Origin of the sequence: Chryseobacterium sp. SIMBA_028 (assembly GCF_046535285.1) — a bacterium.
Taxonomy (GTDB): Bacteria; Bacteroidota; Bacteroidia; order Flavobacteriales; family Weeksellaceae; genus Chryseobacterium.
In genome coordinates this window covers 226,201-248,082 of record NZ_JAWRWZ010000002.1, presented here as the reverse complement: position 1 = coordinate 248,082, position 21,882 = coordinate 226,201, and the positions used below count along the sequence as shown (strand labels likewise).

Below are 21,882 nucleotides of genomic sequence, written 5' to 3'. Positions count from 1 at the left end.
GAATATTATTATCTTTTATTGTCTATTGATTTATGTAATGATATTGACTATTTACAGAAAATAAATGATCAATTTCTTTCGTAATCAACGGGTAACAAAAAACTTTGTTAACGATTACCTCATTCAAAACCATCCTCTCCTGTCCTGTTGAGGAATAAATGTCCAGGCAAGCATTCTGCTTATTTTTTGCCCCTGAGCCATGTCAATCGTCTTGAAATCTACTGCTTTTACCTTTTTTAAAAGTGAATTCAGCTTAGGCAGATTATCTTTTTTGGAAACCAAACACGTAAACCAAAGAACCTTGGTTGGGTACAACGCACTCTCATTAACCATCTTGGTGATAAAAGCTAGTTCACCACCCTCACACCATAACTCTGACTGCTTTCCGCCAAAATTAAGCAATGGTTGTTTGGATTTTGTTTTCTTAATATTTTTTGTTTTCCTGATATTTCCTTTCATTGCAGCCTCCTCAGAATCATGAAACGGAGGATTACACATGGAAAATGTAAATTGGCCCTCCCCCTCAATAATATTTTTAAATATACAATCAGAGTTCGGTTGCTGCTTTAATCTAATAACGGATGAAAGATCTAAATTTTGATCTAAAATATGCTGAGCATTCTTCAGTGAGTCCTGATTGATGTCTGTACCCAACATTTTCCAACCATAGGATTTATGAGCAATTAAAGGATAAACAAGATTAGCTCCTACTCCTATGTCCAGCCCTTTCACAGAAGCTCCGTTCGGAATTCCTTTTTGTTGTTCAGCTAGCAGATCAGCAATATAATGCACGTAATCTGCCCTTCCCGGAATGGGGGGACATAAATTGGTATCAGGAATATCCCAATCCTTAACATTATAAAAGTGTAGGAGTAAAGCCTTATTCAGAAGTTTAACTGCTTTAGGAATGCTGAAGTTAATGGTTCTTGTCTGATAAGCATTCTCAAAGACATAGTGCTTCAGTTCTGGCACACAAGAAATGAGCTGATCAAAATCATAGGGATTACGATGCAGATTTCTTGTGTGCAGACTGGATTTTTCGGTGGACATATTTTATTTCTTCTGACTTAAAATATATTCCACCATTTTTTTAGCATCCTCCTTAGATACCTGTGGATGGGCCGCCATAGGGACTCCTCCCCAAACTCCACTCCCGCCATCTATAATCTTGGAAGCAAGCAAATCTATATCCTTTTCAGAATATTTAGCTGCTATTTCCTTATAAGATGGTCCTATCATTCTCTCATTAACAGAGTGACATCCTGAGCAGTCCAATGTCTCCATGATTTGATCACCAGAAAGATTAGATTTTGCCGGTGCTGACACTGGTGCAGCATCAGATGATGCAACTTCTGTTGTATTTTCTTTTTTAGAACAGGAAATGATCATAAGACCTAAAGTTCCTGCCAAAAGCATTTTTTTCATTATTTCTTCGCTGTAGAATCTGTTTTAGCAGCTTCAGGTGCAGGTGCAGCCGGAGTTGCAGCAGCTGGAGCAGCAGTTTTAGCAGTAGAATCTACAACTGTAGTTGCTTCTGGTTCTTCAAGCATTGTGTTGCTATCCTGTAAAGAGTGATCTACTTTTTTTGAGCAGCTTGCTAATAATAAACCTCCGATAAATGCGATTGCTAATACTTTTTTCATTTTTTTCTAATTTGGAAGCAAAAATATAAAAAATAAAGTTTTAAACTTATGACAAATGTTTTCTTTGAAAAATATTTTTAGCGCCTAAAAATTTATAATCAAATAAACATAATTCAAACATTAGAGAATTTTAAATATGATTCGTATTTTTGTTTTAGACAATCACCTAAATCAAGAACATTATTAATTTGAATTCAATATGAATAAAAAAAAATTATTCTGTACAGCTTTATTCGTTGTACTTTCTACCCTCAATTTGTCTTGTGATAATTCTTCGTCGAATGATCACCCCTCAGAATATTCTGATAAAATTGAATCTGTAACATTATTAAAAACAACAAAATCATGGGACGGAACGTTGTACCCAGCCTACCCAAGCGGACAGCCTGAAATATCAGTGCTTAAGATTTCTGTTCCTCCCAATAAGGCATTGGATTGGCACAAACACCCGGTTATTAATGCCGCTTATATAGAAAAAGGAGAAATTCAGATTGAAAGAAAAGAAGATGGTAAAACACAATGGGTAAAACAAGGGCAGGTACTTCCAGAAATGGTTAACATTGCTCACAGAGGCAAAACCGGGGATAAAGGAGCGACACTGATCGTTTTCTACAGCGGAAGTCCGGATATTCCACTTTCAGAACCGGTACATTAATGTATTTTAGGAAAGTAAAGCCTTTTCCGATTGGCATGGCTTTGCTGCTTTTCTATTTAAGGATAAAATGAGCTTCTATAAATTTAATACATCAAAAAAAATTACATTGAAAAGATAGTAGTACATTTAATCTATGGTTTTAATTTCTAAAATTCTGTTTTTCATCAGCCATCATGGTTTTTATACTGTGATACTGCTCTTTATATTCTTTGGATTATTATCATACCTTACTAAAAAAGCATGGTTCTTAATCCCAATTATTCCTTTGGCCATTTTAAATGGGTTTTGCGGGCAGTTCCTTAATGCCTGGTTTCTGAATACCTATGGGGAGGAAAGTACAGCCATCATCACTTCAGATGTGGAAACCAACTCCACTCTTAATGATATGTACATTCATGATTATGAAGCCATAGTAAAGAAACAGGACGGAAAATACACGACTACTTTTTTTTCAACTACTACTGCAGCGATCTATCCTATCAGAAATTCAATTAGAATCCCTAGTGAAAAGGATCTTCCTATAAAATACATTCCAGGATATGAAAAAAACATTGTCATCCTTTATGACCAATCCAGGGAAGGAAAAATTTTATTACAAAATGAAAAACTCGCTCCTGTCAATTCTGCAAGAATAAAGTACGAAGCAGACAGAACCAACAAGGAATTTATTATGGAATACATCTCAGCCTTAGGAGATTATACAGATTCTTATGATGATGAAAGTTCTAAACTAAAGATTGAAGAACTCAGGAAAGAACTCAAGCAGTTGAAGTAACATATTTCAAAATAAGTTTTTATTTTTTTGAATTTTTTGTTTTTTGTATTAAAAAAATTTCTAAATTTGTCCCATGTTTAATAATAGCAACAATATTTGGTGGTGGCTTTCAAACTCTTCGTCGGGTCTGAAGTTATTGTCATGTTGTTAACCCAACAGCAGATACAAACAAACAATATACAAGGCTTTGACGGATTCCGTTAAAGCCTTTTTTTTATTCCTAAATCTAAAAAAAATACAACAGCAGATGTTTACTCAAAAAATCAAAATAAAAACCGTTTCGAAAAAAACTCTTGGGGATCTTCATACTCCCATGAATATTTACCTTAAAATCAGGGACAAATTCAGAGATACTATTCTTTTGGAAAGTTCGGATTCTAAAAGTATTGACAATAATTTTTCCTTTATTGCCATCAACGCTGTTGCAGGAATTGAAGTGAAAAGCTTACATCAATTTGAAATTAAACTTCCCGACTCTGCTCCGGTAAAACAATTAATTAATGAACGCAATATCATCGATATATTTGAAAATTTTCGTACTATTTTTGATTGTGAAAAGACTGATGACCCCATTGAACAGACGGCTCAAAGCCTATTTGGATATACAAGTTTTGAAGCAGTACAGTTTTTTGAAAGTATCAACTTAAAGCCACAAAGCCCTGAAGTGGAAATCCCTATTCTCAGATACAGATTATACCAATATGTAATTGCCATCAACCACTTCAATGATGAAATGTATATTATTGAAAACCAAATGAACGGTGTAAAATCTGAGTTACATCTTTTGGAAAATCTTATCAAAAACCAGAACACTCCGGTTTATCCTTTTGAAAAGAATGGACAGGAAACTTCCAATATTACGAATGAAGATTATCTTGAACTGGTAAAAACGGCTCAGAAACACTGTATGAGAGGTGATGTATTTCAACTTGTACTAAGCAGAAGATTTGAACAGAAATTCAAAGGAGATGAATTTAATGTTTACAGAGCCTTAAGAAATATCAATCCTTCTCCTTACCTATTCTATTTTGATTACGGAAACTATAAATTATTCGGATCAAGTCCTGAAAGCCAGTTGATCATTAAAGACCATAAGGCCATTATTCATCCCATTGCAGGAACTTCTAAAAGAACAGGAAATCTGGATATCGATCTTCAGGCTATTGAAGAATTAAAAAAGGATCCAAAGGAAAATGCAGAACACACTATGCTGGTAGACTTAGCGCGTAATGATCTGGGAAAACTGGGAAAAAATGTAACTGTTACCAAACTTAAAGAAATTCAGCTTTTCTCTCACGTTATTCATATGGTAAGCGAAGTAACGGCAGAGTTGCCTGAACAGATTAATCCTCTGGAAATGATTTCCGCAACATTCCCTCAGGGAACACTAAGTGGCGCGCCTAAACATAAAGCACTTCAACTGATCAACCAATATGAGAAAGATTCCCGTGGCTATTATGGAGGATGTATCGGGATTGTTGGTTTAAATGGAACATGTAATCAAGCCATTATGATCAGAACCTTTTTAAGTAAAAACAATACACTTTATTATCAGGCGGGCGCTGGTCTTGTTGCAAAATCGGTCCCTGAAAATGAACTGCAGGAGGTTAATAATAAACTAAATGCCCTGAAAAAAGCAGTAGAAAAAGCAGAAAAGATCGTTCAGGATTAATAAAACAATGTCCATCCCAGCAACTAGCAAAAAATAAAAAAATGAACAACAATATAACACCAGCAACCGAAAACCAGCCATCAAAAGTTCTCGTTTTTGATAATTATGACAGCTTCACCTATAATTTGGTCCAGATCATTGAAAGAATTTTGAATCAGAAAGTAGATGTAGTAAGAAATGATCAAATTACGCTGGAAGAAATCGGGAAATATGACAAGATTATTCTTTCTCCCGGCCCGGGAATTCCGGAAGAGGCAGGAATTTTACTGGATCTAATTAAAGGATACGCCCCTACCAAGAGTATTTTGGGGGTATGCTTAGGTCAGCAGGCCATTGCAGAAGCGTTTGGCGGAAGTCTTATCAATCTTTCAGAAATTTTTCACGGAGTAGCCACCACTACTGAGTTGGTAAAAGAAAATACTAAGCTTTTCAAGGATCTGGCATCAGGATTAGAAGTTGGAAGATATCACAGCTGGGCAGTAAACCCAGACAACTTCCCTGCAGAACTGGAAATTACCGCAGTTGATAAAGACGGAATGATCATGGCCCTACAGCATAAAACTTATGATGTACACGGAGTACAGTTTCATCCTGAAAGTATTTTGACTCCCGAGGGAGAAGTAATTATCAGGAACTTTTTAAATCATTAAAATAAACCAGAGCTTTTATCCCAACTTGCTAAAAGGTTTAACAAAGCATACTCAATATGAAAGCAATCATACAAAATCCCTCAACCATAAAAACTCCTCAAATGAAAGAAATACTGCAATACCTGTTTAATCATAATACTTTGTCAAAATCTGAGGCAAAGGCCATGATGATTGAAATTGCTCAGAATAAATTCAATGCCGCAGAAGTGACTTCATTCATCAGTGTTTTTCTGATGCGAAATATTACATTGAAAGAATTGGAAGGTTTCAGAGAAGCCTTATTACAAATGGCTGTTCGTGTAGATATTGATGCTAGTGATGCCATTGATATCGTAGGAACGGGAGGTGACGGAAAGAACACAATCAATATATCAACATTGGCCAGCTTTGTGGTGGCCGGAGCCGGGCAGAAGGTAACAAAACATGGAAATTATGGTGCTTCAACGACCACAGGCTCTTCCAATGTACTGGAAGAACTCGGTTATCAGTTCAAAAATACATCGGAACAATTAAATGAAGACCTTGAGAGAGCAAATATCTGCTTCCTGCATGCTCCCTACTTTCACCCCGCCCTTCAGTCGGTTGGATTATTGAGAAAATCATTGGGATTAAGAACCTTCTTTAATCTTTTGGGGCCATTGGTGAATCCTGCAAAGCCTCAATATTCAATGATTGGTGTATACAATCTGGAAATTGCAAGAATCTATCAATATCTTCTGCAAAAAGAAGAACAGGAATTTATTCTTGTACATGGACTGGATGGTTATGATGAGATTAGTTTAACCCATGACAGTAAAATTATTACGAAGAATGGAGAAGAAATTTACTCTGCTGAAGACCTTGGTTTCAATCCCCTAACCCTTGAAGATATTAAAGCGGGAGATACCATTCAGGAGACAGCAAAAATCTTCATGAATATTTTGGAAGGAAAAGGAACTGAGCAGCAAAATGCAGTGGTTTTGGCCAATGCAGCTGTAGCACTTTACCATACCCGAAAATTCGGTTCCTATAATGACTGCCTTCTTTTAGCTAAAGAAAGTCTGGAAAACGGAAAAGCACTAAGAACTTTCGAACTCCTTATTAACTAAAAAGCCCGTAGTTTCTAACTTCTCATCTCTACTCCCAACATGACCATACTAGATAAAATTATTGAAAGAAAAAAAGAAGAAATAGCGGTTTCAAAATCCAAAATTTCCATTGATAAATTGAAAAACTCCAAATTTTTTGAGAGGAAGAACCATTCTCTGAAAGAATCCATTAAAAATAGAAACGGCATCATTGCTGAATTTAAAAGACAATCTCCATCAAAGGGAATTATCAATAACAATGCTACTCCTTTGGATGTTACTTCTGCCTATGAACAATTTGGGGCAAGCGGAATTTCCATCTTAACGGATAAGGATTTTTTCGGAGGAAACTTTGATGATATTTTAGGCGTAAGAAATCAGATCAACATTCCGGTTCTGCGAAAGGATTTTATGATTGATGAATATCAATTTTATGAGGCAAAAAGTATGGGTGCAGATGTCATTTTACTGATCGCCTCCTGTCTTTCCCCCAATCAGGTTCAGGAGTTTACAGAACTTGCTCATGAATTGGATCTGGAAGTTTTACTTGAAATTCATACCGAGGAAGAACTAAAGCATTTTAACTCAAAAATTGATTTAGTAGGAATTAATAATAGGAACTTAAAAGACTTCAAGGTTGATTTACAACATTCTGTTCAGCTCAAAGACCAACTTCCAAAAGAGACTTTATCCATTGCTGAAAGCGGTATTTATACCATCGAAGATTTTAAATATTTAAAAGAAAAAGGGTTTGACGGATTCCTGATGGGAGAATATTTTATGAGAAATACAGATCCTGCAAAGGCCTTTGAAGAGTTTTCCCTGACAATTTAGAATTGACATTTCCCTTGCCTTAACATTATCCTATCAACGATTAACACGCAATACAAATAATGAATCAACAACCGACAACCAACACGATCTCTCCCTTTCTCAAAGTCTGTGGCTTGACAAAATTTGAACAGATTCAGGAATTGATCAATATGAAAGTAGATTTTCTGGGCTTTATCTTCTATGAAAAATCACCAAGATATGTTCTGAATCATTTGAGTTTAGATGATATTGCCAAATTTAATCATTTGGGAAAAGTTGCGGTTTTTGTAAATGAAAGTATGGAGAGAATTATTGAAATAGTTGAAAAAGGAAAACTCAATCATATCCAATTGCACGGTGATGAAAATGAAGATTTTATTATTGATATAAGAAAGAAACTAAATCCTGAAGTTAAAATCATCAAGGTTATAAGAATTGGAAATAATACAATTGAAAACAAAAATAAAATAGAACACACTTTCAATAATCGCTCAAAAGACTCCCAGCAGCCTATCAGCTATTACCTGTTTGATACAGACAGCAAGGCTTTCGGAGGAACGGGACAACAGTTTGATTGGAAATTATTGAATGAATTTGAAATTCCTCTACCCTATTTTCTGAGTGGCGGCATTTCAGAAGAAAATATTGAAAACATTGAATTTTTACATCAAAAACCTTTTGCCATTGATATCAATTCAAAATTTGAAATAAAGCCCGGTGATAAGGATATTGAAAGGATAAAACAATTTAAAACCAGTATTTGATCATCTTCATTACCTTTAATTACGATTGAAAATTATGAAATACCAAATAAAAAAAGCCAACGAATTAACAGAAAAGGAGATAGAGCATATTCTTCAACTTTGGGAGGTAACGGAATGGAATATGATGAAACCAGATTATTTCCGTGTTTTTTTTAAAGATTCAGAGTTTCATTTGCTATTGGATGACACGTCAGAAATATTGGCCATTATTCGGGTTAATTTCGATTTTACCCTGAAAATCCTTGAAGAAGAATACTCCTTTGCAGAGGTTGTAGGATTTGTTGCTACCCTTAGAAAAAAAGGATATGGATCCAGGTTAATTCAATATTTTACTGAAAATGTAAAAGAAAGAAATAGGGAAACTATTGGTTTTTGTCATTCCGAACTTCGCCCGTTTTATGAAAAACATGAGATCGAAATTCTTTACGACAAGGCCAAAATGATAAAAGAAAATAGAGGTTCTGAATGGATCAATTCTGATGATGATGATATTTTAATTTTCAAAGTATCAGATGAAAGAAAAAAATTGCTCAGTCAGCTGAGTACAAAAAATAACGCTTATTTAATTACTAAAGAATAAAGAAATGAATTATAAAAACCCCGATGAAAACGGATATTATGGAGAGTTTGGCGGCGCTTTTATCCCTGAAATGCTCTATCCTAACGTAGAAGAATTACAAAAAAACTATCTTGAGATCATAGAATCTGAAGACTTCCAGAGCGAATATCAGGATTTACTTACAAACTATGTAGGAAGAGCTACTCCACTTTATTTTGCAAAAAATCTGAGTGAAAAATATAAAACCAAAATCTACTTAAAAAGAGAAGACCTTAACCATACCGGAGCTCACAAAATTAATAATGCCTTAGGACAGGTTCTATTGGCAAAACGCCTTGGAAAAACAAGGATCATTGCTGAAACAGGTGCCGGACAACATGGCGTAGCCACTGCAACAGCTTGCGCGCTGCTTGGCCTTGAATGTATCGTGTACATGGGAGAAATTGATATCCAGAGACAGGCCCCGAATGTAGCAAGAATGAAAATGCTGGGTGCAGAAGTGATAGCCGCTACTTCAGGTTCCAAAACGTTGAAAGATGCGGTAAACGAAGCATTAAGAGATTGGATCAATAATCCTGTAACCACTCATTATGTAATTGGAAGTGTGGTGGGCCCTCATCCTTTTCCTGATCTTGTGGCAAGGTTTCAAAGTATCATTTCAAAGGAGATCAAGGAACAGCTTAAAGAAAAAATAGGAAGAGAAAATCCGGATTATGTTATTGCCTGCGTAGGTGGAGGAAGCAATGCTGCAGGAACATTCTATCATTTTGTAAATGAAAAAGAAGTAAAAATCATCGCGGCAGAAGCTGGCGGTCTGGGAGTGGATTCCGGTAAATCAGCCGCTACTACATTTCTGGGAACATTGGGAGTACTTCACGGAAGTAAAAGCCTTGTGATGCAGACTGCAGACGGGCAGGTTATTGAGCCTCATTCTATTTCTGCAGGACTTGACTATCCGGGCATCGGACCATTTCATGCTAATTTATTCAAAGAAAACAGAGCTGAGTTTTTCAGTATTAATGATGATGAAGCTTTAAAATGCGCCTTTGAGCTAACAAAACTGGAAGGAATTATACCGGCTTTGGAAAGCTCCCATGCTCTGGCTGTTTTAGATAAAAAGAAATTTAATGAAGAGGATATTGTAGTCATTTGCCTGAGTGGCCGTGGAGATAAGGATATGGAAACGTATTTGAAAAATCTGTAAAATATATTGCTCTAAATGATTTCAGCACATAAAGTTGCATCATGAATACATTTTACATGAACATAGTAATACAATAAAGAAAAACATGAAAAAACTAAATATATATTTCACTGCAGGAATTCCGCAACTGGAAGATACTACAGACATTATAAAACTGATTCAGGATTCGGGAGCAGACATGATTGAGATCGGAATGCCCTATTCTGATCCTGTGGCAGACGGGCCTGTTATTCAAAAAGCTCATGAACTGGCCTTACAGAATGGGATGACCATTGAAAAGCTTCTTTCTCAGTTAAAAACAATAAAAAATGAGATTAGAATTCCTATTATTTTGATGGGATACATCAATCCTGTTTTAAGTTTTGGATTTGAAAAATTTTGCAAGGAATGTTCAGAGAGTGGAGTTTCCGGGCTGATACTTCCCGATCTCCCTCCTATTGAATTTGAAAAAAATTATCAGCATATTTTAAAGCAATATAACCTCAATTTTACATTCTTGGTTACTCCGGAAACTTCAGACGAAAGAATACAGTATCTTGATTCCTTAAGCTCCGGATTTCTATATGCAGTAAGTTCTTCCTCTACCACAGGAAATGAAAATGCCGTGTTAAAGAATGAAAATTATTTAAGCAGATTAGCAGATCTTCCATTAAAGAATCCTGTCATGATTGGTTTCGGAATAAAATCAAAAGAAGATTTTGAAAATGTAACCGAAAAAGCAGATGGAGGGATCATAGGAACAGCTTTTGTAAACATTTTACTTCAGGATAAAGATTGGAAGAAAAGTGCCATAGATTTTATCCATTCCATAAAAGCTTAAAATTCACTAAATTTGTATGTCAAAAATTGAAATGAATACAAATCAGAATAAAGCAGTAGAATTTGAAGATTTAGGAATCAAAGAATATCAACCCGCCTGGGATTATCAGGAGCAACTGATGAAAGCTATTATTGATACCAAAATAAAAAACAGAGATCTTCCTGAAGAGCAACACATTACAACATCTAACCATCTCCTTTTAGTAGAACACCCACACGTTTATACATTGGGAAAAAGCGGACATGAGGAAAATATGCTTGCCGGCATTGATAAATTGAAAGAAATTGAAGCTACCTATGTGAAAACCAATCGTGGCGGAGATATTACCTATCATGGTTATGGCCAGATCGTTGGATATCCTGTTTTAGATCTTGAAAACTTCTTTACCGATATTCATCTTTATATGAGAAATCTGGAAGAAGTAATCATCAGAACCATTGGTGAATTCGGTCTTAAAGGAGAACGTTCCCAAGGAGAAACCGGTGTTTGGCTGGATGTTGGGAAACCTTATGCCAGAAAGATCTGTGCTATGGGAGTAAAAGCTTCAAGATGGGTAACACTTCATGGTTTTGCATTGAATGTGAATACGGATATGCGTTATTTTGAATACATTATTCCGTGTGGGATAAAAGATAAACAGGTTACATCATTACAAAGAGAACTTGAAAGAGAATTGACCTCCGAAGAAGTGGAAAGTGTAAAGACCAATATCAGAAAACACTTTGCTGATGTTTTTCAGGCTGAACTGATCTACAAATAATTTTTAAATCAATGAAGAGCCTTTGCTCACTTATGGGTAAGTCTCTTCATTATTAATAAAACAAACCCAGTTTCAATAATTGAAACTGGGTTTTTAGTTTTTAAGAATCAAAAACCATTGCTTTCAATAGTATTAAACACATATATCATTATTTTCATCAACAATTCAATTTAAAATTTGATAGTTTTTTATTTTTTAAAAAAAATATTGCCAGTATTATAATTTTTTATAATTTTATTATCACTAAATAGTGAACTATTTAGGAAAATCATTAACCACCAAAATATAAGAACTATGAAAAAATTTTTGCTATCCATGATGGTATTTGTGGCAGCGCTGTCATTCAATGCCTGTTCAGATTCTAATGCGAATCAGGAAACCGTAAACCCGCAATCTAAAGAAGTTGCATTGAAAGAGTTCGGAAGAACTGTTCCAACAGGACTCGATAAGGAAGACGGAAAATATAAAGTTTCCTTTATTCTTTCAGCTCAGCCTTATGAAATTAAAGACACTAAGGAAAACGAAGCGTATATTTCCATGATCAGCCAGGCTGTAAAAAATGAATCTCCGGTTCATATTTTCCTTAAGGCTAATTCCAATGAAATTGCGAAAGTTGAAAAGGCTACCGCAGAGGATGTAAGATTCTTCAAGTCTACCCTAACTAAGGAAGAGAGAGGAACAACCGATAGATTAACGAGTGTTATTCCTAATCTTGCTACTTTAAACAGTCTATTTACTCAAATTAAAAACCAGTCTTGCGGAACTTCTACAGCCTCATCTCCTTGTATTACATTCAGATATCCTGTAGATGGATGCTATGCAAGAGCGCACAAGATGAGACAGATCTTAAATAATGCCGGATATGAGTGTGAAAAACAATTTGTATATGGTAATTTAAGAGCCTCTACCGGTACCTGCTGCGTATCATGGGTATATCACGTAGCCATCCTTGTAAGCTTTAAAAATGCATCTGGCGTGGTTGAAAAAAGAATTATTGACCCGTCTCTAAACTCAACGGGTCCTATTACGGATACTGCATGGAGAGCTGCATGTACCAACTCAACTTGTGGATCTACTTCTGTTTCATCTTTTGCTAATACAGCAGGGAATGTTTACTACAGAAGCCCATCAGGATCTTTATTATATGATAATAATCTGGTGAATACCAATTGTACATTAACAGCATTCTCAGCTCTTTCGGGCTGTTCTGCTCCGGTACCTAGTACAGCACATTGCGGATTCTAACTAACTTTTTATAGAGCTCCTGCATTTATTTATATATTGCAGGAGCTTTTTACTCACAAATTTATTATTATGAAAGCCTGGACTTATTTATTATTACTGTTTACCATGATTACATCCTGTTCTTCTAATTCTGAATCCCAGAAACTAACCTGGTATAATAAAGCAACCATCACCAATATTCTTGAAGATCCGGATAAACCGGAAGAAGTTGTACGGGTAGCCATTGGTATAAGTGCCCAGGTCTTTTACCTTTCTAAAAAATCTTCCGACTATAAAGTATTGATGGAAAAGGTTAATCTAAGTTTTAAAAAAGGTAACATTTATAATATAGGTGTTGAAAATAATACCAATATCATCAAACAGATCAATGAAGTAAAATAATCCTTGAATTTTATTTTCAAGATGTACAGCCTGATCTGATTACAGAAATACCTGCATCCACTTTTATCTCTGCCCCATGGATATAGGAAGCTTCTTCTGATGCAAGAAACAGAACTACATTGGCGATCTCTGATGGTTCTCCCTGTCTTTTGAAAGGTATTGTTGGAATAATATCCTGAACAGCTCCCTCTATTTGCTTCGGTGTCAACCCCGTATTGTTAAAAATATTGGTATTGATATGTCCCGGACTTACTCCATTCACGCGAATTTCTCGTTCTGTAAGTTCAACAGCAAATGTTTTGATAAAAGACTGTACCGCAGATTTTGCCGCCGAATACACCGAAAAGTTATGCATCGCAATATCTGTTGCCACAGAAGTATTGAAAATAACGGAACTCCCCTTTTCCATTAAAGGTAATAGCTGCTGAACTGTAAAAAACGGTCCTTTTACCAATACATTAAAGAGTTCATCAAAATGTTCTTCCTCAACATTTTCTATGGGTGCAAATTTTCCGTACCCTGCATTCACAAAGAGGACATCAATATTCTCTGTATACTTTCTTACTTCTTCCTGCAGTTTCATGAGATCCTCAATATTTCCGGCATTTGATACAATTCCGAAAGCATTCCCGCCTAATCTTTTCAGAGCATTATTTATTGTTTCCTGACTTCTTCCGGTGATAATGGCACTTCCTCCCTGCTTGATAAACTCTTCTGCTGTGGCCAGACCCATTCCATTGGTTCCACCTGTAATTAAAGCTGTTTTGTTTTTAAATTTCTGCATTGTTTTTAGTTTAAAATTATAATGCAAAGATTGGAATACCAGACGCAGGAAAAAATCCGAATCTTGTGGAAAAACTAAAGTATACAATGGGAGACTAGTGAAAATTTAAGTATACGCTTTTGTTGTTTAAATATATATGCAGTACTATTTTATAAAATAAATAACCATCATTAATAAAATCTTTCAAAATTAAATTGCACACAATTTAATTGGCTTTATATTTGCATCAATAATTTCACAAAGTAATACTTGGAAATAGATCATCACCAAGTAATTTTAATTTAAAATAAAAAGAAAATGTCATTATTAGAAGACCTTAATTGGAGACACGCAGTAAAAGCATATAATCCTGCAAAAAAAGTATCACAAGAAGATTTGCATACAATTCTGGAAGCAACAAGGCTTGCCCCTACATCATCAGGGTTGCAACCTTTCCGTGTTATTGTAGTGGAAAATCAGGAATTGAAAGATAAAATGGTTGCTGGAGCTTTAAATCCGGAGGTGATGAGAGATTCATCCCACGTTTTGGTTTTTGCTGCATGGGACAGCTACTCCAATGAAAAAATTGACAAAGTATATGATCACCATACTGATGTAAGGGATCTTCCAAGAGGTAGATTCGGAAGTTATACTGATAAAATCAAGGAAATGTACGGAGCACAAACTCCAGAGGAACATTTTGCTCACACAGCCCGCCAGACTTATATTGCATTGGGTATTGCTTTAGCACAGGCTGCTGAGCTTAAAATAGACAGTACTCCTGCTGAAGGATTTAGCAATGCTATAGTGGATGAAGTACTTGGATTGAAAGAGTTAGGACTGAAAAGTGTAAGCCTTTTATACCTTGGATACCGTGACGAAGCTAATGACTGGCTGGCTTCTATGAAAAAAGTCCGTGTCCCAATGGATGAGTTTATCATTAAAAAGTAATACCTTCATCGAATCTTTCGTACCAACTTATGGAAAATTCTAAAACACCTAAACTAGCCAACCAAATCTGTTTCCCGTTATATGCCATTGCCAAGGAGATTACAGGCCTTTACCGTCCTTTTCTTGATGAGCTTGACATTACCTATCCTCAATATCTCGTAATGATGATATTGTGGGAAAATGATGGGCTTCCGGTAAACCATATCGGAGAAAAACTGTTTCTGGACAGTGGAACCTTGACTCCTCTTCTTAAAAGACTGGAGACTAAAGGATTTATCCTAAGAAAACGAAAAAAAGAGGACGAAAGAGTGGTTGAAGTATTTTTGGCAGAGGCTGGAAAAGAATTACAGAAAAAGGCCTGTGCGATTCCGGGAAAAATTCAGGAAAGATTGGGTATACAACCGGAAGAACTGTTGGAACTTAAAGAAATAGTTCTAAAAATATTAAACAAAATAGAAAAATAAATGAAAACATTATATACAACAAAGGTAACCGCTACAGGAGGAAGAAACGGGCATGTTAAAAGTGAAAACGGAGTGTTGGACCTTGAAGTAAAAATGCCTAAGGCACTAGGAGGAGCTAATGATGACTTCACGAATCCTGAAATGCTTTTTGCAGCCGGATATTCTGCTTGTTTTGATAGTGCATTGAACAGAGTAATCAGCTTGGGTAAAGCACAAACCGGTGAAACTACTGTTACAGCACAGGTAAGCATAGGCCAAATTGAAAATGGAGGTTTCGGATTAGCAGTGGAATTGGATGTAAATATTCCTGGTGTTTCTATTGAGGAAGCGCAATCTTTAACGGATAAAGCTCATCAGATTTGCCCCTATTCTAATGCAACCCGAAATAATATTGAGGTAAAGCTTTCTGTAACGAATAATGATTAATCCAATTTTTTTACAATCATAGTAATGAAATGAGCTGTTTTGAAATCAAAACAGCTCATTTTTATTTTAAGATATTGGTTATTTATCTTTTATTCAGATCACTTTTCTGATAAGCATCTACCTTTTTATAAGCATTATTCTTCTCTTTCTCTTTTTTATCAGAAATTAAGATGCCGAAAAGATGGTCAATCTCATGCTGAAAAATAACTGCGGTAAATCCTTCCACTATTTCCGAATATCTCTGGCCCTTCAGATCTACATATTCTAATTGAATGACTTTGCTTCTGTAAAACTGATCTCTAAAATCAGGAATGGAAAGATCTCCCTCCGGACCAAGGTTCTGTAAATCTGATCTCCAGACAATTACCGGATTGATAAAATATTCTAATGGATTTCCCTCTTTATCAAAACGCTGTACCCAGATTATTTTTCTGTTGATTCCAACCTGTGGGGCAGCAATCCCTACTCCTCCATCGGTTGAAAGAAGAGATTCTTTCATTCTTTTTACCAAAACAGTGGTATTGGGATCAATCGGATCAATCTCTGTGGAAAAGCTCAACAATGTCTTATGTTGATGAGCATCTGTTGTCTGATAAATCGGCAATGCAGTATTTACATCTCCCTGATTGATAATTGATAGTTCATCAGAGGTAAGTTTTTGAGCGTTGAATAATCCTATAAAAAAGATAAACAGAACGGATAATTTTCTCATATGAATTGAATGTAGTACAAAGGTAAAAATTGTAAGGTAAACATAAGCATTTGTTCATGTTAATTAGACTTCAGCTAAAGCCATCGTGATTTTTGGTATAAAAAAACGGGCTAAAGCCCGTTTCTATTGAATTTGATATTTTTCTGCTGAATAATTATACAGATAAATAAGCATTTAAAAAGTCTTGGTCATATCACTTGGGATAATCAGATTAAATTCTGTGGGAATGTAATCCTTTGCAGGAACTTTCAATTCCTGATCTTCAGATTCAAAAACAGAGATCACGGCCATTTTCAGATTGGGATTTTTCTGTTTGATGTACCAATAAGTTCCTCCAAATTCTTTACTGTGATAGTTACCGTTATAGTGGATAAAGGTCTTTCCTGACTGAATATTTTTCAGGATAGATTCTGCCATGGTTGCATCCTTTGTTGCTTGTGCTGAAATAAAGTTCATCACCTTTGTTCCCTCCGCATGATCTCCCATCATGGCTTTCATTTCCTGGTAACCGGGAGTATCCAGTGTCACTTTAATTGGTAATTGAGCAATATATGTCTTTTCCTTTTCGGTTAATTTATTTAAGGATTCAAGGCCTTCTTTAGCGGTTTGGGAAGCATATCTTCTTGGGATATTCGTTGCTATGAAATTTAGTTTTTTGTTTTTGGCAAAATCTACCAAAGGCTTATAGTCTGTGGCATAGTTATTCCATAAACGAGCAGAATCTTTGAGTGTCTTGGCATCAAACTTTCCATTTAAATATTGGTTTAGCTGAGACTGATTATCTCTTTCAAACATCTCTGCTCCTAAGATAAGCTGTCCATTTTTCTTTTCATACAAAGCTTCGGTAATTTTAAGCTGAAGCCAGTGATTGATGGAACTGTTATGATTTTCTCCAAAAAAAACAACATCATAATCAGCCAGTTCTTTAACTAATTTATCGGTCTTTACTTCTTTTCCTTTCTGATCATAAAATTGATATGCTTTAAGATTCTGCGCATGTAATGAACAGAAACCTACAAGCAACATCGCTATGAGAATATTTTTCATACTATATATTTAATCACAAATTAATTAATTTTAAGTAGAAAGTGGGTTTTGCTTTTCACTTTTCTACCATAAAAAAGACCGCTTTGAGCTTTGCAGACAAAACGGTCTCATAAAAATCATCTAATTATTAATTATCTAGTGCTGCCACTAAATCTTTCCATTCCTGAAGTTCAGGGATTCCAGGTTTTCTTTTTCCAAAGAACTGAACGATGAAATCACCTTCCTTATTGAATACTTCGATAGCCGTAACTTCCCCATCTTCAGTTGGTTTTTTAACGATCCATGCTTCTGCAATCTTCGTTACATCCAAGTGCAGGTTGAAATCCGGATCCATTACATTGAACCACTGCTGGTGCCAAAGTGTTTTCTTTACATTTCCTGTGTGGATCTGAATAATTCCTCTGTTTCCAACGAAAACCATGATAGGAGTATTTTTTTCAGAAGCATCTTCAAGGATGTTAACGACTTTAGCGTTATCAATTTTTTTAGCAAATCCTTCCGGAGCCAATCTTAATGCCTGAGTTCTGCTTACCCCATATTTTCTGGTCATCATAAAGAAATCGTGAGTATCCTTTAATTCTGTCCATGCTTTTTTGAATCCATCAACATCTATTTCAGTATCTGCTTTTTCTGCCTGTTTTGGAGCTACTGCTTCAAAAGCAAATGCCTGGTTCTCGTCTTCTGCCTTGAATTTTTCTACAATAGCATCAAAAGCTGCTTCATTACTATTTTTTGTCAGGTAGATTTTGTGCAAAGCCAAACCGTCTTTTCCGAAGAACTGAAGACTTTTCTTATCTCCTTCTACCACTGCAAAAGCAAATTTCCAATGGTTAAGGAAAATTCTAAGGTCAATATCTTCACCTACGAAAAGTTGTGCATGCGGGCTGCTGAAATCTCCATTCTGATAAGTCCCTTTTCTTTCATGAACACATTCGTCATTACGGGTAAGAGCCATTACTTTTCCCAATTGCTCTGCTTCAGTCAGAATTCCTGGAAAGTCCGGATTCAAAACGGTTACTTCTTCTCCTATGCTCGTTACCAATAGTTCAGCTTCGCTTACTCCTAATTGAGCAGCAGCATTTCTTATTCTTACATGAGGATTTTCTGCTTTCAGAGCGTCCCATTTTCCTTTTAAATCATTAACTAATGTGCTCATTATTTTATTTTTTTATTGTTAAAATTGTATAAATTCTTTGTATTGTTTCGTTTCCAGTTTTGCTTTTTATCTCTTCTTCTTTTTCGGAAGTTTTCATTCTTTTAAAATGGCTTTTGGAAACCAGTTCTTCCATTTCATCATTGTTGTAAAGCCTAAAATCATAGGCTGTAAACGGCAGTTTTTCCATGAAGTCCCTTTGCCCGAATGTAAGAACGAATGTTCCGTTATCTTTCAATACCCTATAGATCTCATTTAAAAACTCGATGGGATTTTCCCAAAAATAAACGGTATTAACTGTAAATATTTTATCAAAGGTCTGATCCTCAAAAGGAAGTTTTTTTCCTTCATACAAAACAAAATCTGCCTTAGTTTCGAATTCTTTATTCAATTTTTTGGCTTCGTTGTGCATGGTTTCGGAGATGTCTACTCCTGTATATTTCAGATCCTGAGCCAGATTTAAAAGGCTTTTCAGATGGCCGGCATTTCCATGTCCTATTTCAAGAATATGCTGATCGTCTTCTATCAGAAGTGTTCTGATACTTTCCAGCGTCATACCGATGTTTGTGGCATTCATCATTTCACCGATTTCTATGCCTTTTTCGCCCTGAGGGTTGGCAAGATTCTGTGCGAGGATTTTGAGTTCTTCTTTTTCCATGGTTATCCAAAAATGATCATTGGGTTATTGGTAATGGGGTGTTCGCAAATGGTACAGGGAAAGTTATAGGCCTTACTTATAATATCTGCGGTAAAAACTTCCTCTGGGGTTCCATAGGCGTCCACCTTTCCTGATTTCATTAATAAGATCTTGTCTGCAAATTGTGCTGCAAGATTAAGGTCATGTAAAACAACAATAGCACTATTGGCTTTTTGGGTAAAATTTTTAATAATTTCCAGTGCTTTATACTGATGTTTTATATCCAGATTATTCAAAGGTTCATCCAAAAAAACCAGCTTGTGGGCTATTTTATTCTGTAGCTGAGCCATTACTCTTGAAAGATGAACACGTTGTTTTTCTCCTCCTGACAGCGTGTTATAGTCTCTGTCTTTTAGATGAAAGATGTCCGTTTCATACATCATATTGTTCATGGCTTCCAAGTCTTCCTTTCCGGGCTGTGCATCAAAATAGGGATATCTTCCCATCATAACAACATCTTTTACCTGTAAGGGAATTTCATTGGAATTGTGCTGAGAAAATTTGGATTTATGCTGAGATAATTCCTTTACCTCCCAATCTGCCATGGGCTTTTCCTTAAATAGAATATTAGACTTTCTTTCTTTTACTTCATTGGCCAAAATACTTAAAAGACTCGACTTTCCTGCTCCATTGGGCCCTACGATTGCTAAAAACTCTCCGTACTCTAAAGAGACATCCACACTATCAAGAATTTTAAAATCCTTGTGAAGATAATTGATCTGATGTGCTTTTATCATTAGAGTGATTTTTTAAATTTAATTAAAATAGCAATAAAAATAGGTCCTCCGATCAAAGAGGTTAAAATACCAATCGGCAGTTCAGATGGAGCCACAATGCTTCTGCTGATGGTATCTGCAATCAAAAGTAAAATACTTCCTAAAACTGCTGACAGCGGCAAAATAAAAACATAGTTTGATTTAAATAAGAGTCTTAAAATATAAGGTACAATAAGACCTACAAAACCAATGGTTCCTGAAAATGCCACACAGGTTCCTATCATTAGGGAAGTGATAATTACAATCTGCTTTTTCAGTCGTTCAACGTTTATTCCTAAATGCTGAGCATCTCTTTCACCCAGCATCATGGCATTCAATGCCTTTCCTTTCGGAAGTAAGATGATATAGGAAATAATGATCACCACTGTTAAGACAATATTTTTTGTCCATGTTGCGGCTGCCAGGCTTCCCATATTCCAGAATGAAAGGTCTCTTAGCTGTTCATCCTTTGAGATATAAATCAGAAATCCTGTAATTGAAAATCCGATCGATGTAATGGCTACACCACTTAACAGCATCATGACAACATTTGTTTTTCCTGCGCTTGTGGAAATTCTGTATACAAGCATCATCGCCATTAAAGCTCCCAGAAAAGCAGAAATACCTACTAATGAAAACTGGATGATCTCTGGCAGATATTGCTTGAAATAACCTCCCAAGACAATTGCAAATGCGGCTAATAGTGTTGCTCCAGATGTTAAACCTATTGCTTCCCCTGTAGCCAATGGGTTTTTAAATAACCCTTGCAATGTAGTTCCGGAAACGGCAAGCATACTTCCTATCAAAATTGCCATAATAATTCTGGATGTTCTTACCTCCCAGATCACATATTTGTCACTTAACGATAAATTGGGATCTCCTTTTATAAACTGGCCTAACATCTTGAAGGGTGATACCCCATTGAAATCATAAACGCCAATATTGAGTGCCACAATTGCCAGAATAACCAACAATATGGCACTTATGCTAAGATAAAAGTATAGTTTACTTTGTGTTTTCAATTAAAAGTTTGTTTAATCCTACTACTGCTTCTCCTAGTCTCGGTCCAAAACCTGAAACTAACCCTCCATCCATTGCGATGATCTTTTTATTTTTTCCGGCATTGGTTTGTGAAACTCCCGGCATTTTAAGCGCTCCTTCGTTTCCACCTGCTCCCTGTAATCCTGTTTCAAAGAAGAACAATACATCAGGATTAGCCTTTACAACGGCTTCCGGAGTTAATGGTTTGAAATCCTCAAAGTCAGTTACTGCATTTTCTGCTCCTGCAAGGTTGATTAATGATGCCATTGGTGTATTTTTACCGGCAACCATCAGCATATTTCCTCTGGCATAGATGAACAATACCTTTGTTTTTTTAGTTAATGGCTGTACTTGCTTCAGATCAGCATCTATTTTATCATTTAATTTTTGATAGTCTGTATTTCCAATAGCCTTTGCTACGCTTTCAATCAGCTTTTTAGTTCCTTCAACGGTATATTCCTGCTTGAAAACCTCAGTTTTGATTCCTGAAGTTTTGATTTTTCCTAATAATTCAGGGTTGATGTCTTTGTCAGAAGCAAGAATCAAAGTAGGACTTACTGCCATAATCGGCTCAATGGTCATTGATCTTACGTGGCCTAAATCTTTAGCTGTCGCTTTTAAGCTTTCAGGATAAGTACTGGTAACATCAGTTCCAACAATTTCTTTTTCGTGACCCAAAGCGCTTACAATTTCAGTAATACCACCGTTTAGGGTTACAATTTTATTATTGGTTTTTGGAGCTTCAGAAGTAGTTTCTGTAGTATTTTCTTTTTTAGCACCTTCTTCTTTTTTGCACGAATACACTGCTACAAGAACAGAAGCTGCAAGGATAAATTTCTTCATGATATACTATTATTTGATTTAT

At 35.7% G+C, this 21,882-nt stretch carries 27 protein-coding genes; 16 read left to right on the top strand and 11 right to left on the bottom strand.

From position 1 onward, the window contains the following. Positions 1-123: 123 nt before the first annotated feature. Genes rlmF through SCA31_RS03315 form a run of 3 tightly spaced genes read right to left on the bottom strand, consistent with a single transcriptional unit; the run spans position 124 to position 1,643 of the window. Positions 124-1,050, bottom strand: coding sequence for a 23S rRNA (adenine(1618)-N(6))-methyltransferase RlmF (gene rlmF, locus SCA31_RS03325; protein WP_410695430.1), 927 nt, complete (start codon positions 1,048-1,050; stop codon positions 124-126). A gap of 3 nt (positions 1,051-1,053) precedes the next feature. Then, a complete protein-coding gene (locus tag SCA31_RS03320) occupies positions 1,054-1,425 on the bottom strand; it encodes a c-type cytochrome (RefSeq protein ID WP_410695429.1) in 372 nt (123 codons plus the stop codon). Then, on the bottom strand, positions 1,425-1,643 hold the full coding sequence (locus SCA31_RS03315; RefSeq protein ID WP_076354041.1) for a hypothetical protein: 219 nt from the start codon (positions 1,641-1,643) through the stop codon (positions 1,425-1,427). Before SCA31_RS03315 ends, SCA31_RS03320 begins: the two co-directional genes overlap by 1 nt. 199 nt (positions 1,644-1,842) lie before the next feature. Between SCA31_RS03315 and SCA31_RS03310 the strand changes: the two genes are divergently transcribed. The 13 genes from SCA31_RS03310 (at position 1,843) to SCA31_RS03250 (ending at position 13,008) form a co-directional block, all read left to right on the top strand. Beyond that, entirely contained in the window at positions 1,843-2,298 is a 456-nt protein-coding gene (locus SCA31_RS03310) for a cupin domain-containing protein (protein WP_410695428.1), read from the top strand. A gap of 133 nt (positions 2,299-2,431) precedes the next feature. After that, complete coding sequence (locus SCA31_RS03305) at positions 2,432-3,073, top strand: hypothetical protein (protein ID WP_410695427.1); 642 nt, start codon at positions 2,432-2,434, stop codon at positions 3,071-3,073. 247 nt (positions 3,074-3,320) lie between these two features. Beyond that, positions 3,321-4,745 carry an anthranilate synthase component I family protein gene (locus tag SCA31_RS03300; RefSeq protein ID WP_410695426.1) on the top strand — a complete coding sequence of 475 codons (1,425 nt, stop codon included), beginning with the start codon at positions 3,321-3,323 and terminating at the stop codon, positions 4,743-4,745. 41 nt (positions 4,746-4,786) lie between these two features. Next, entirely contained in the window at positions 4,787-5,395 is a 609-nt protein-coding gene (locus SCA31_RS03295) for an anthranilate synthase component II (RefSeq protein WP_410695425.1), read from the top strand. A 101-nt stretch (positions 5,396-5,496) separates the two neighbouring features. Beyond that, on the top strand, positions 5,497-6,483 hold the full coding sequence (gene trpD, locus SCA31_RS03290) for an anthranilate phosphoribosyltransferase (protein WP_410695424.1): 987 nt from the start codon (positions 5,497-5,499) through the stop codon (positions 6,481-6,483). Positions 6,484-6,522: 39 nt separating this feature from the next. After that, on the top strand, positions 6,523-7,296 hold the full coding sequence (trpC, locus tag SCA31_RS03285) for an indole-3-glycerol phosphate synthase TrpC (protein WP_410695423.1): 774 nt from the start codon (positions 6,523-6,525) through the stop codon (positions 7,294-7,296). Between the two features lie 59 nt (positions 7,297-7,355). Beyond that, positions 7,356-8,039, top strand: a complete 684-nt coding sequence (locus tag SCA31_RS03280; RefSeq protein WP_410695422.1) for a phosphoribosylanthranilate isomerase — start codon at positions 7,356-7,358, stop codon at positions 8,037-8,039. A 34-nt stretch (positions 8,040-8,073) separates the two neighbouring features. After that, a complete protein-coding gene (locus SCA31_RS03275; RefSeq protein ID WP_410695421.1) occupies positions 8,074-8,619 on the top strand; it encodes a GNAT family N-acetyltransferase in 546 nt (181 codons plus the stop codon). A gap of 4 nt (positions 8,620-8,623) precedes the next feature. Beyond that, complete coding sequence (gene trpB / locus SCA31_RS03270; protein ID WP_410695420.1) at positions 8,624-9,802, top strand: tryptophan synthase subunit beta; 1,179 nt, start codon at positions 8,624-8,626, stop codon at positions 9,800-9,802. 85 nt (positions 9,803-9,887) lie between these two features. Continuing rightward, positions 9,888-10,622, top strand: coding sequence for a tryptophan synthase subunit alpha (gene trpA, locus SCA31_RS03265; protein ID WP_410695419.1), 735 nt, complete (start codon positions 9,888-9,890; stop codon positions 10,620-10,622). A 31-nt stretch (positions 10,623-10,653) separates the two neighbouring features. Continuing rightward, the gene (gene lipB / locus SCA31_RS03260; protein WP_410695605.1) at positions 10,654-11,382 is read left to right on the top strand and encodes a lipoyl(octanoyl) transferase LipB; all 729 of its coding nucleotides are present in this window, start codon (positions 10,654-10,656) and stop codon (positions 11,380-11,382) included. A gap of 294 nt (positions 11,383-11,676) precedes the next feature. Next, positions 11,677-12,627, top strand: coding sequence for a protein-glutamine glutaminase (locus tag SCA31_RS03255; RefSeq protein ID WP_410695418.1), 951 nt, complete (start codon positions 11,677-11,679; stop codon positions 12,625-12,627). Between the two features lie 69 nt (positions 12,628-12,696). Further along, positions 12,697-13,008, top strand: a complete 312-nt coding sequence (locus SCA31_RS03250; protein WP_410695417.1) for a hypothetical protein — start codon at positions 12,697-12,699, stop codon at positions 13,006-13,008. A 16-nt stretch (positions 13,009-13,024) separates the two neighbouring features. Here the strand turns inward: SCA31_RS03250 and SCA31_RS03245 are convergent, their stop codons facing one another. Further along, on the bottom strand, positions 13,025-13,792 hold the full coding sequence (locus tag SCA31_RS03245; protein WP_410695416.1) for an SDR family oxidoreductase: 768 nt from the start codon (positions 13,790-13,792) through the stop codon (positions 13,025-13,027). A 297-nt stretch (positions 13,793-14,089) separates the two neighbouring features. Between SCA31_RS03245 and SCA31_RS03240 the strand changes: the two genes are divergently transcribed. From SCA31_RS03240 to SCA31_RS03230, 3 genes are read left to right on the top strand one after another with little or no spacing between them, the layout of a single operon-like run. Next, positions 14,090-14,722 (top strand): NAD(P)H-dependent oxidoreductase, encoded by a 633-nt coding sequence (locus tag SCA31_RS03240; protein WP_106916399.1) that lies wholly within the window; start codon positions 14,090-14,092, stop codon positions 14,720-14,722. 29 nt (positions 14,723-14,751) lie between these two features. Further along, positions 14,752-15,186 (top strand): MarR family winged helix-turn-helix transcriptional regulator, encoded by a 435-nt coding sequence (locus tag SCA31_RS03235; protein ID WP_410695415.1) that lies wholly within the window; start codon positions 14,752-14,754, stop codon positions 15,184-15,186. Then, positions 15,187-15,612, top strand: coding sequence for an organic hydroperoxide resistance protein (locus SCA31_RS03230; protein ID WP_410695414.1), 426 nt, complete (start codon positions 15,187-15,189; stop codon positions 15,610-15,612). 82 nt (positions 15,613-15,694) lie between these two features. Here the strand turns inward: SCA31_RS03230 and SCA31_RS03225 are convergent, their stop codons facing one another. The 7 genes from SCA31_RS03225 to SCA31_RS03195 form a co-directional block, all read right to left on the bottom strand. Next, the gene (locus tag SCA31_RS03225; protein WP_410695413.1) at positions 15,695-16,324 is read right to left on the bottom strand and encodes a peptide deformylase; all 630 of its coding nucleotides are present in this window, start codon (positions 16,322-16,324) and stop codon (positions 15,695-15,697) included. 174 nt (positions 16,325-16,498) lie between these two features. Next, positions 16,499-17,371 (bottom strand): ChaN family lipoprotein, encoded by an 873-nt coding sequence (locus SCA31_RS03220; RefSeq protein WP_410695412.1) that lies wholly within the window; start codon positions 17,369-17,371, stop codon positions 16,499-16,501. A 127-nt stretch (positions 17,372-17,498) separates the two neighbouring features. Continuing rightward, on the bottom strand, positions 17,499-18,527 hold the full coding sequence (locus SCA31_RS03215; RefSeq protein WP_410695411.1) for a hemin-degrading factor: 1,029 nt from the start codon (positions 18,525-18,527) through the stop codon (positions 17,499-17,501). 4 nt (positions 18,528-18,531) lie between these two features. After that, entirely contained in the window at positions 18,532-19,182 is a 651-nt protein-coding gene (locus SCA31_RS03210; RefSeq protein WP_410695410.1) for a class I SAM-dependent methyltransferase, read from the bottom strand. Positions 19,183-19,184: 2 nt separating this feature from the next. Further along, positions 19,185-19,958 carry a heme ABC transporter ATP-binding protein gene (locus SCA31_RS03205; protein WP_410695409.1) on the bottom strand — a complete coding sequence of 258 codons (774 nt, stop codon included), beginning with the start codon at positions 19,956-19,958 and terminating at the stop codon, positions 19,185-19,187. Then, positions 19,958-20,998, bottom strand: coding sequence for a FecCD family ABC transporter permease (locus SCA31_RS03200; protein ID WP_410695408.1), 1,041 nt, complete (start codon positions 20,996-20,998; stop codon positions 19,958-19,960). Before SCA31_RS03200 ends, SCA31_RS03205 begins: the two co-directional genes overlap by 1 nt. Then, the gene (locus SCA31_RS03195; RefSeq protein ID WP_410695407.1) at positions 20,982-21,860 is read right to left on the bottom strand and encodes a hemin ABC transporter substrate-binding protein; all 879 of its coding nucleotides are present in this window, start codon (positions 21,858-21,860) and stop codon (positions 20,982-20,984) included. The genes SCA31_RS03200 and SCA31_RS03195 overlap by 17 nt, the downstream gene beginning before the upstream one ends. Between the last annotated feature and the right edge of the window lie 22 nt (positions 21,861-21,882).

Excerpts from the sequence above, each read along its gene's own strand:
- SCA31_RS03195 (WP_410695407.1), bottom strand. The coding sequence starts at position 21,860 with ATGAAGAAATTTATCCTTGCAGCTTCTGTTCTTGTAGCAGTGTATTCG.
- trpB (WP_410695420.1), top strand. The coding sequence starts at position 8,624 with ATGAATTATAAAAACCCCGATGAAAACGGATATTATGGAGAGTTTGGC.
- SCA31_RS03210 (WP_410695410.1), bottom strand. The coding sequence starts at position 19,182 with ATGGAAAAAGAAGAACTCAAAATCCTCGCACAGAATCTTGCCAACCCT.
- SCA31_RS03295 (WP_410695425.1), top strand. The coding sequence starts at position 4,787 with ATGAACAACAATATAACACCAGCAACCGAAAACCAGCCATCAAAAGTT.
- trpD (WP_410695424.1), top strand. The coding sequence starts at position 5,497 with ATGAAAGAAATACTGCAATACCTGTTTAATCATAATACTTTGTCAAAA.
- SCA31_RS03235 (WP_410695415.1), top strand. The coding sequence starts at position 14,752 with ATGGAAAATTCTAAAACACCTAAACTAGCCAACCAAATCTGTTTCCCG.
- SCA31_RS03305 (WP_410695427.1), top strand. The coding sequence starts at position 2,432 with ATGGTTTTAATTTCTAAAATTCTGTTTTTCATCAGCCATCATGGTTTT.
- SCA31_RS03205 (WP_410695409.1), bottom strand. The coding sequence starts at position 19,958 with ATGATAAAAGCACATCAGATCAATTATCTTCACAAGGATTTTAAAATT.
- SCA31_RS03230 (WP_410695414.1), top strand. The coding sequence starts at position 15,187 with ATGAAAACATTATATACAACAAAGGTAACCGCTACAGGAGGAAGAAAC.
- SCA31_RS03300 (WP_410695426.1), top strand. The coding sequence starts at position 3,321 with ATGTTTACTCAAAAAATCAAAATAAAAACCGTTTCGAAAAAAACTCTT.
- SCA31_RS03240 (WP_106916399.1), top strand. The coding sequence starts at position 14,090 with ATGTCATTATTAGAAGACCTTAATTGGAGACACGCAGTAAAAGCATAT.
- SCA31_RS03275 (WP_410695421.1), top strand. The coding sequence starts at position 8,074 with ATGAAATACCAAATAAAAAAAGCCAACGAATTAACAGAAAAGGAGATA.
- SCA31_RS03315 (WP_076354041.1), bottom strand. The coding sequence starts at position 1,643 with ATGAAAAAAGTATTAGCAATCGCATTTATCGGAGGTTTATTATTAGCA.
- lipB (WP_410695605.1), top strand. The coding sequence starts at position 10,654 with ATGAATACAAATCAGAATAAAGCAGTAGAATTTGAAGATTTAGGAATC.
- rlmF (WP_410695430.1), bottom strand. The coding sequence starts at position 1,050 with ATGTCCACCGAAAAATCCAGTCTGCACACAAGAAATCTGCATCGTAAT.
- SCA31_RS03225 (WP_410695413.1), bottom strand. The coding sequence starts at position 16,324 with ATGAGAAAATTATCCGTTCTGTTTATCTTTTTTATAGGATTATTCAAC.
- SCA31_RS03215 (WP_410695411.1), bottom strand. The coding sequence starts at position 18,527 with ATGAGCACATTAGTTAATGATTTAAAAGGAAAATGGGACGCTCTGAAA.
- SCA31_RS03280 (WP_410695422.1), top strand. The coding sequence starts at position 7,356 with ATGAATCAACAACCGACAACCAACACGATCTCTCCCTTTCTCAAAGTC.
- SCA31_RS03320 (WP_410695429.1), bottom strand. The coding sequence starts at position 1,425 with ATGAAAAAAATGCTTTTGGCAGGAACTTTAGGTCTTATGATCATTTCC.
- trpC (WP_410695423.1), top strand. The coding sequence starts at position 6,523 with ATGACCATACTAGATAAAATTATTGAAAGAAAAAAAGAAGAAATAGCG.
- SCA31_RS03310 (WP_410695428.1), top strand. The coding sequence starts at position 1,843 with ATGAATAAAAAAAAATTATTCTGTACAGCTTTATTCGTTGTACTTTCT.
- trpA (WP_410695419.1), top strand. The coding sequence starts at position 9,888 with ATGAAAAAACTAAATATATATTTCACTGCAGGAATTCCGCAACTGGAA.
- SCA31_RS03250 (WP_410695417.1), top strand. The coding sequence starts at position 12,697 with ATGAAAGCCTGGACTTATTTATTATTACTGTTTACCATGATTACATCC.
- SCA31_RS03245 (WP_410695416.1), bottom strand. The coding sequence starts at position 13,792 with ATGCAGAAATTTAAAAACAAAACAGCTTTAATTACAGGTGGAACCAAT.
- SCA31_RS03255 (WP_410695418.1), top strand. The coding sequence starts at position 11,677 with ATGAAAAAATTTTTGCTATCCATGATGGTATTTGTGGCAGCGCTGTCA.
- SCA31_RS03220 (WP_410695412.1), bottom strand. The coding sequence starts at position 17,371 with ATGAAAAATATTCTCATAGCGATGTTGCTTGTAGGTTTCTGTTCATTA.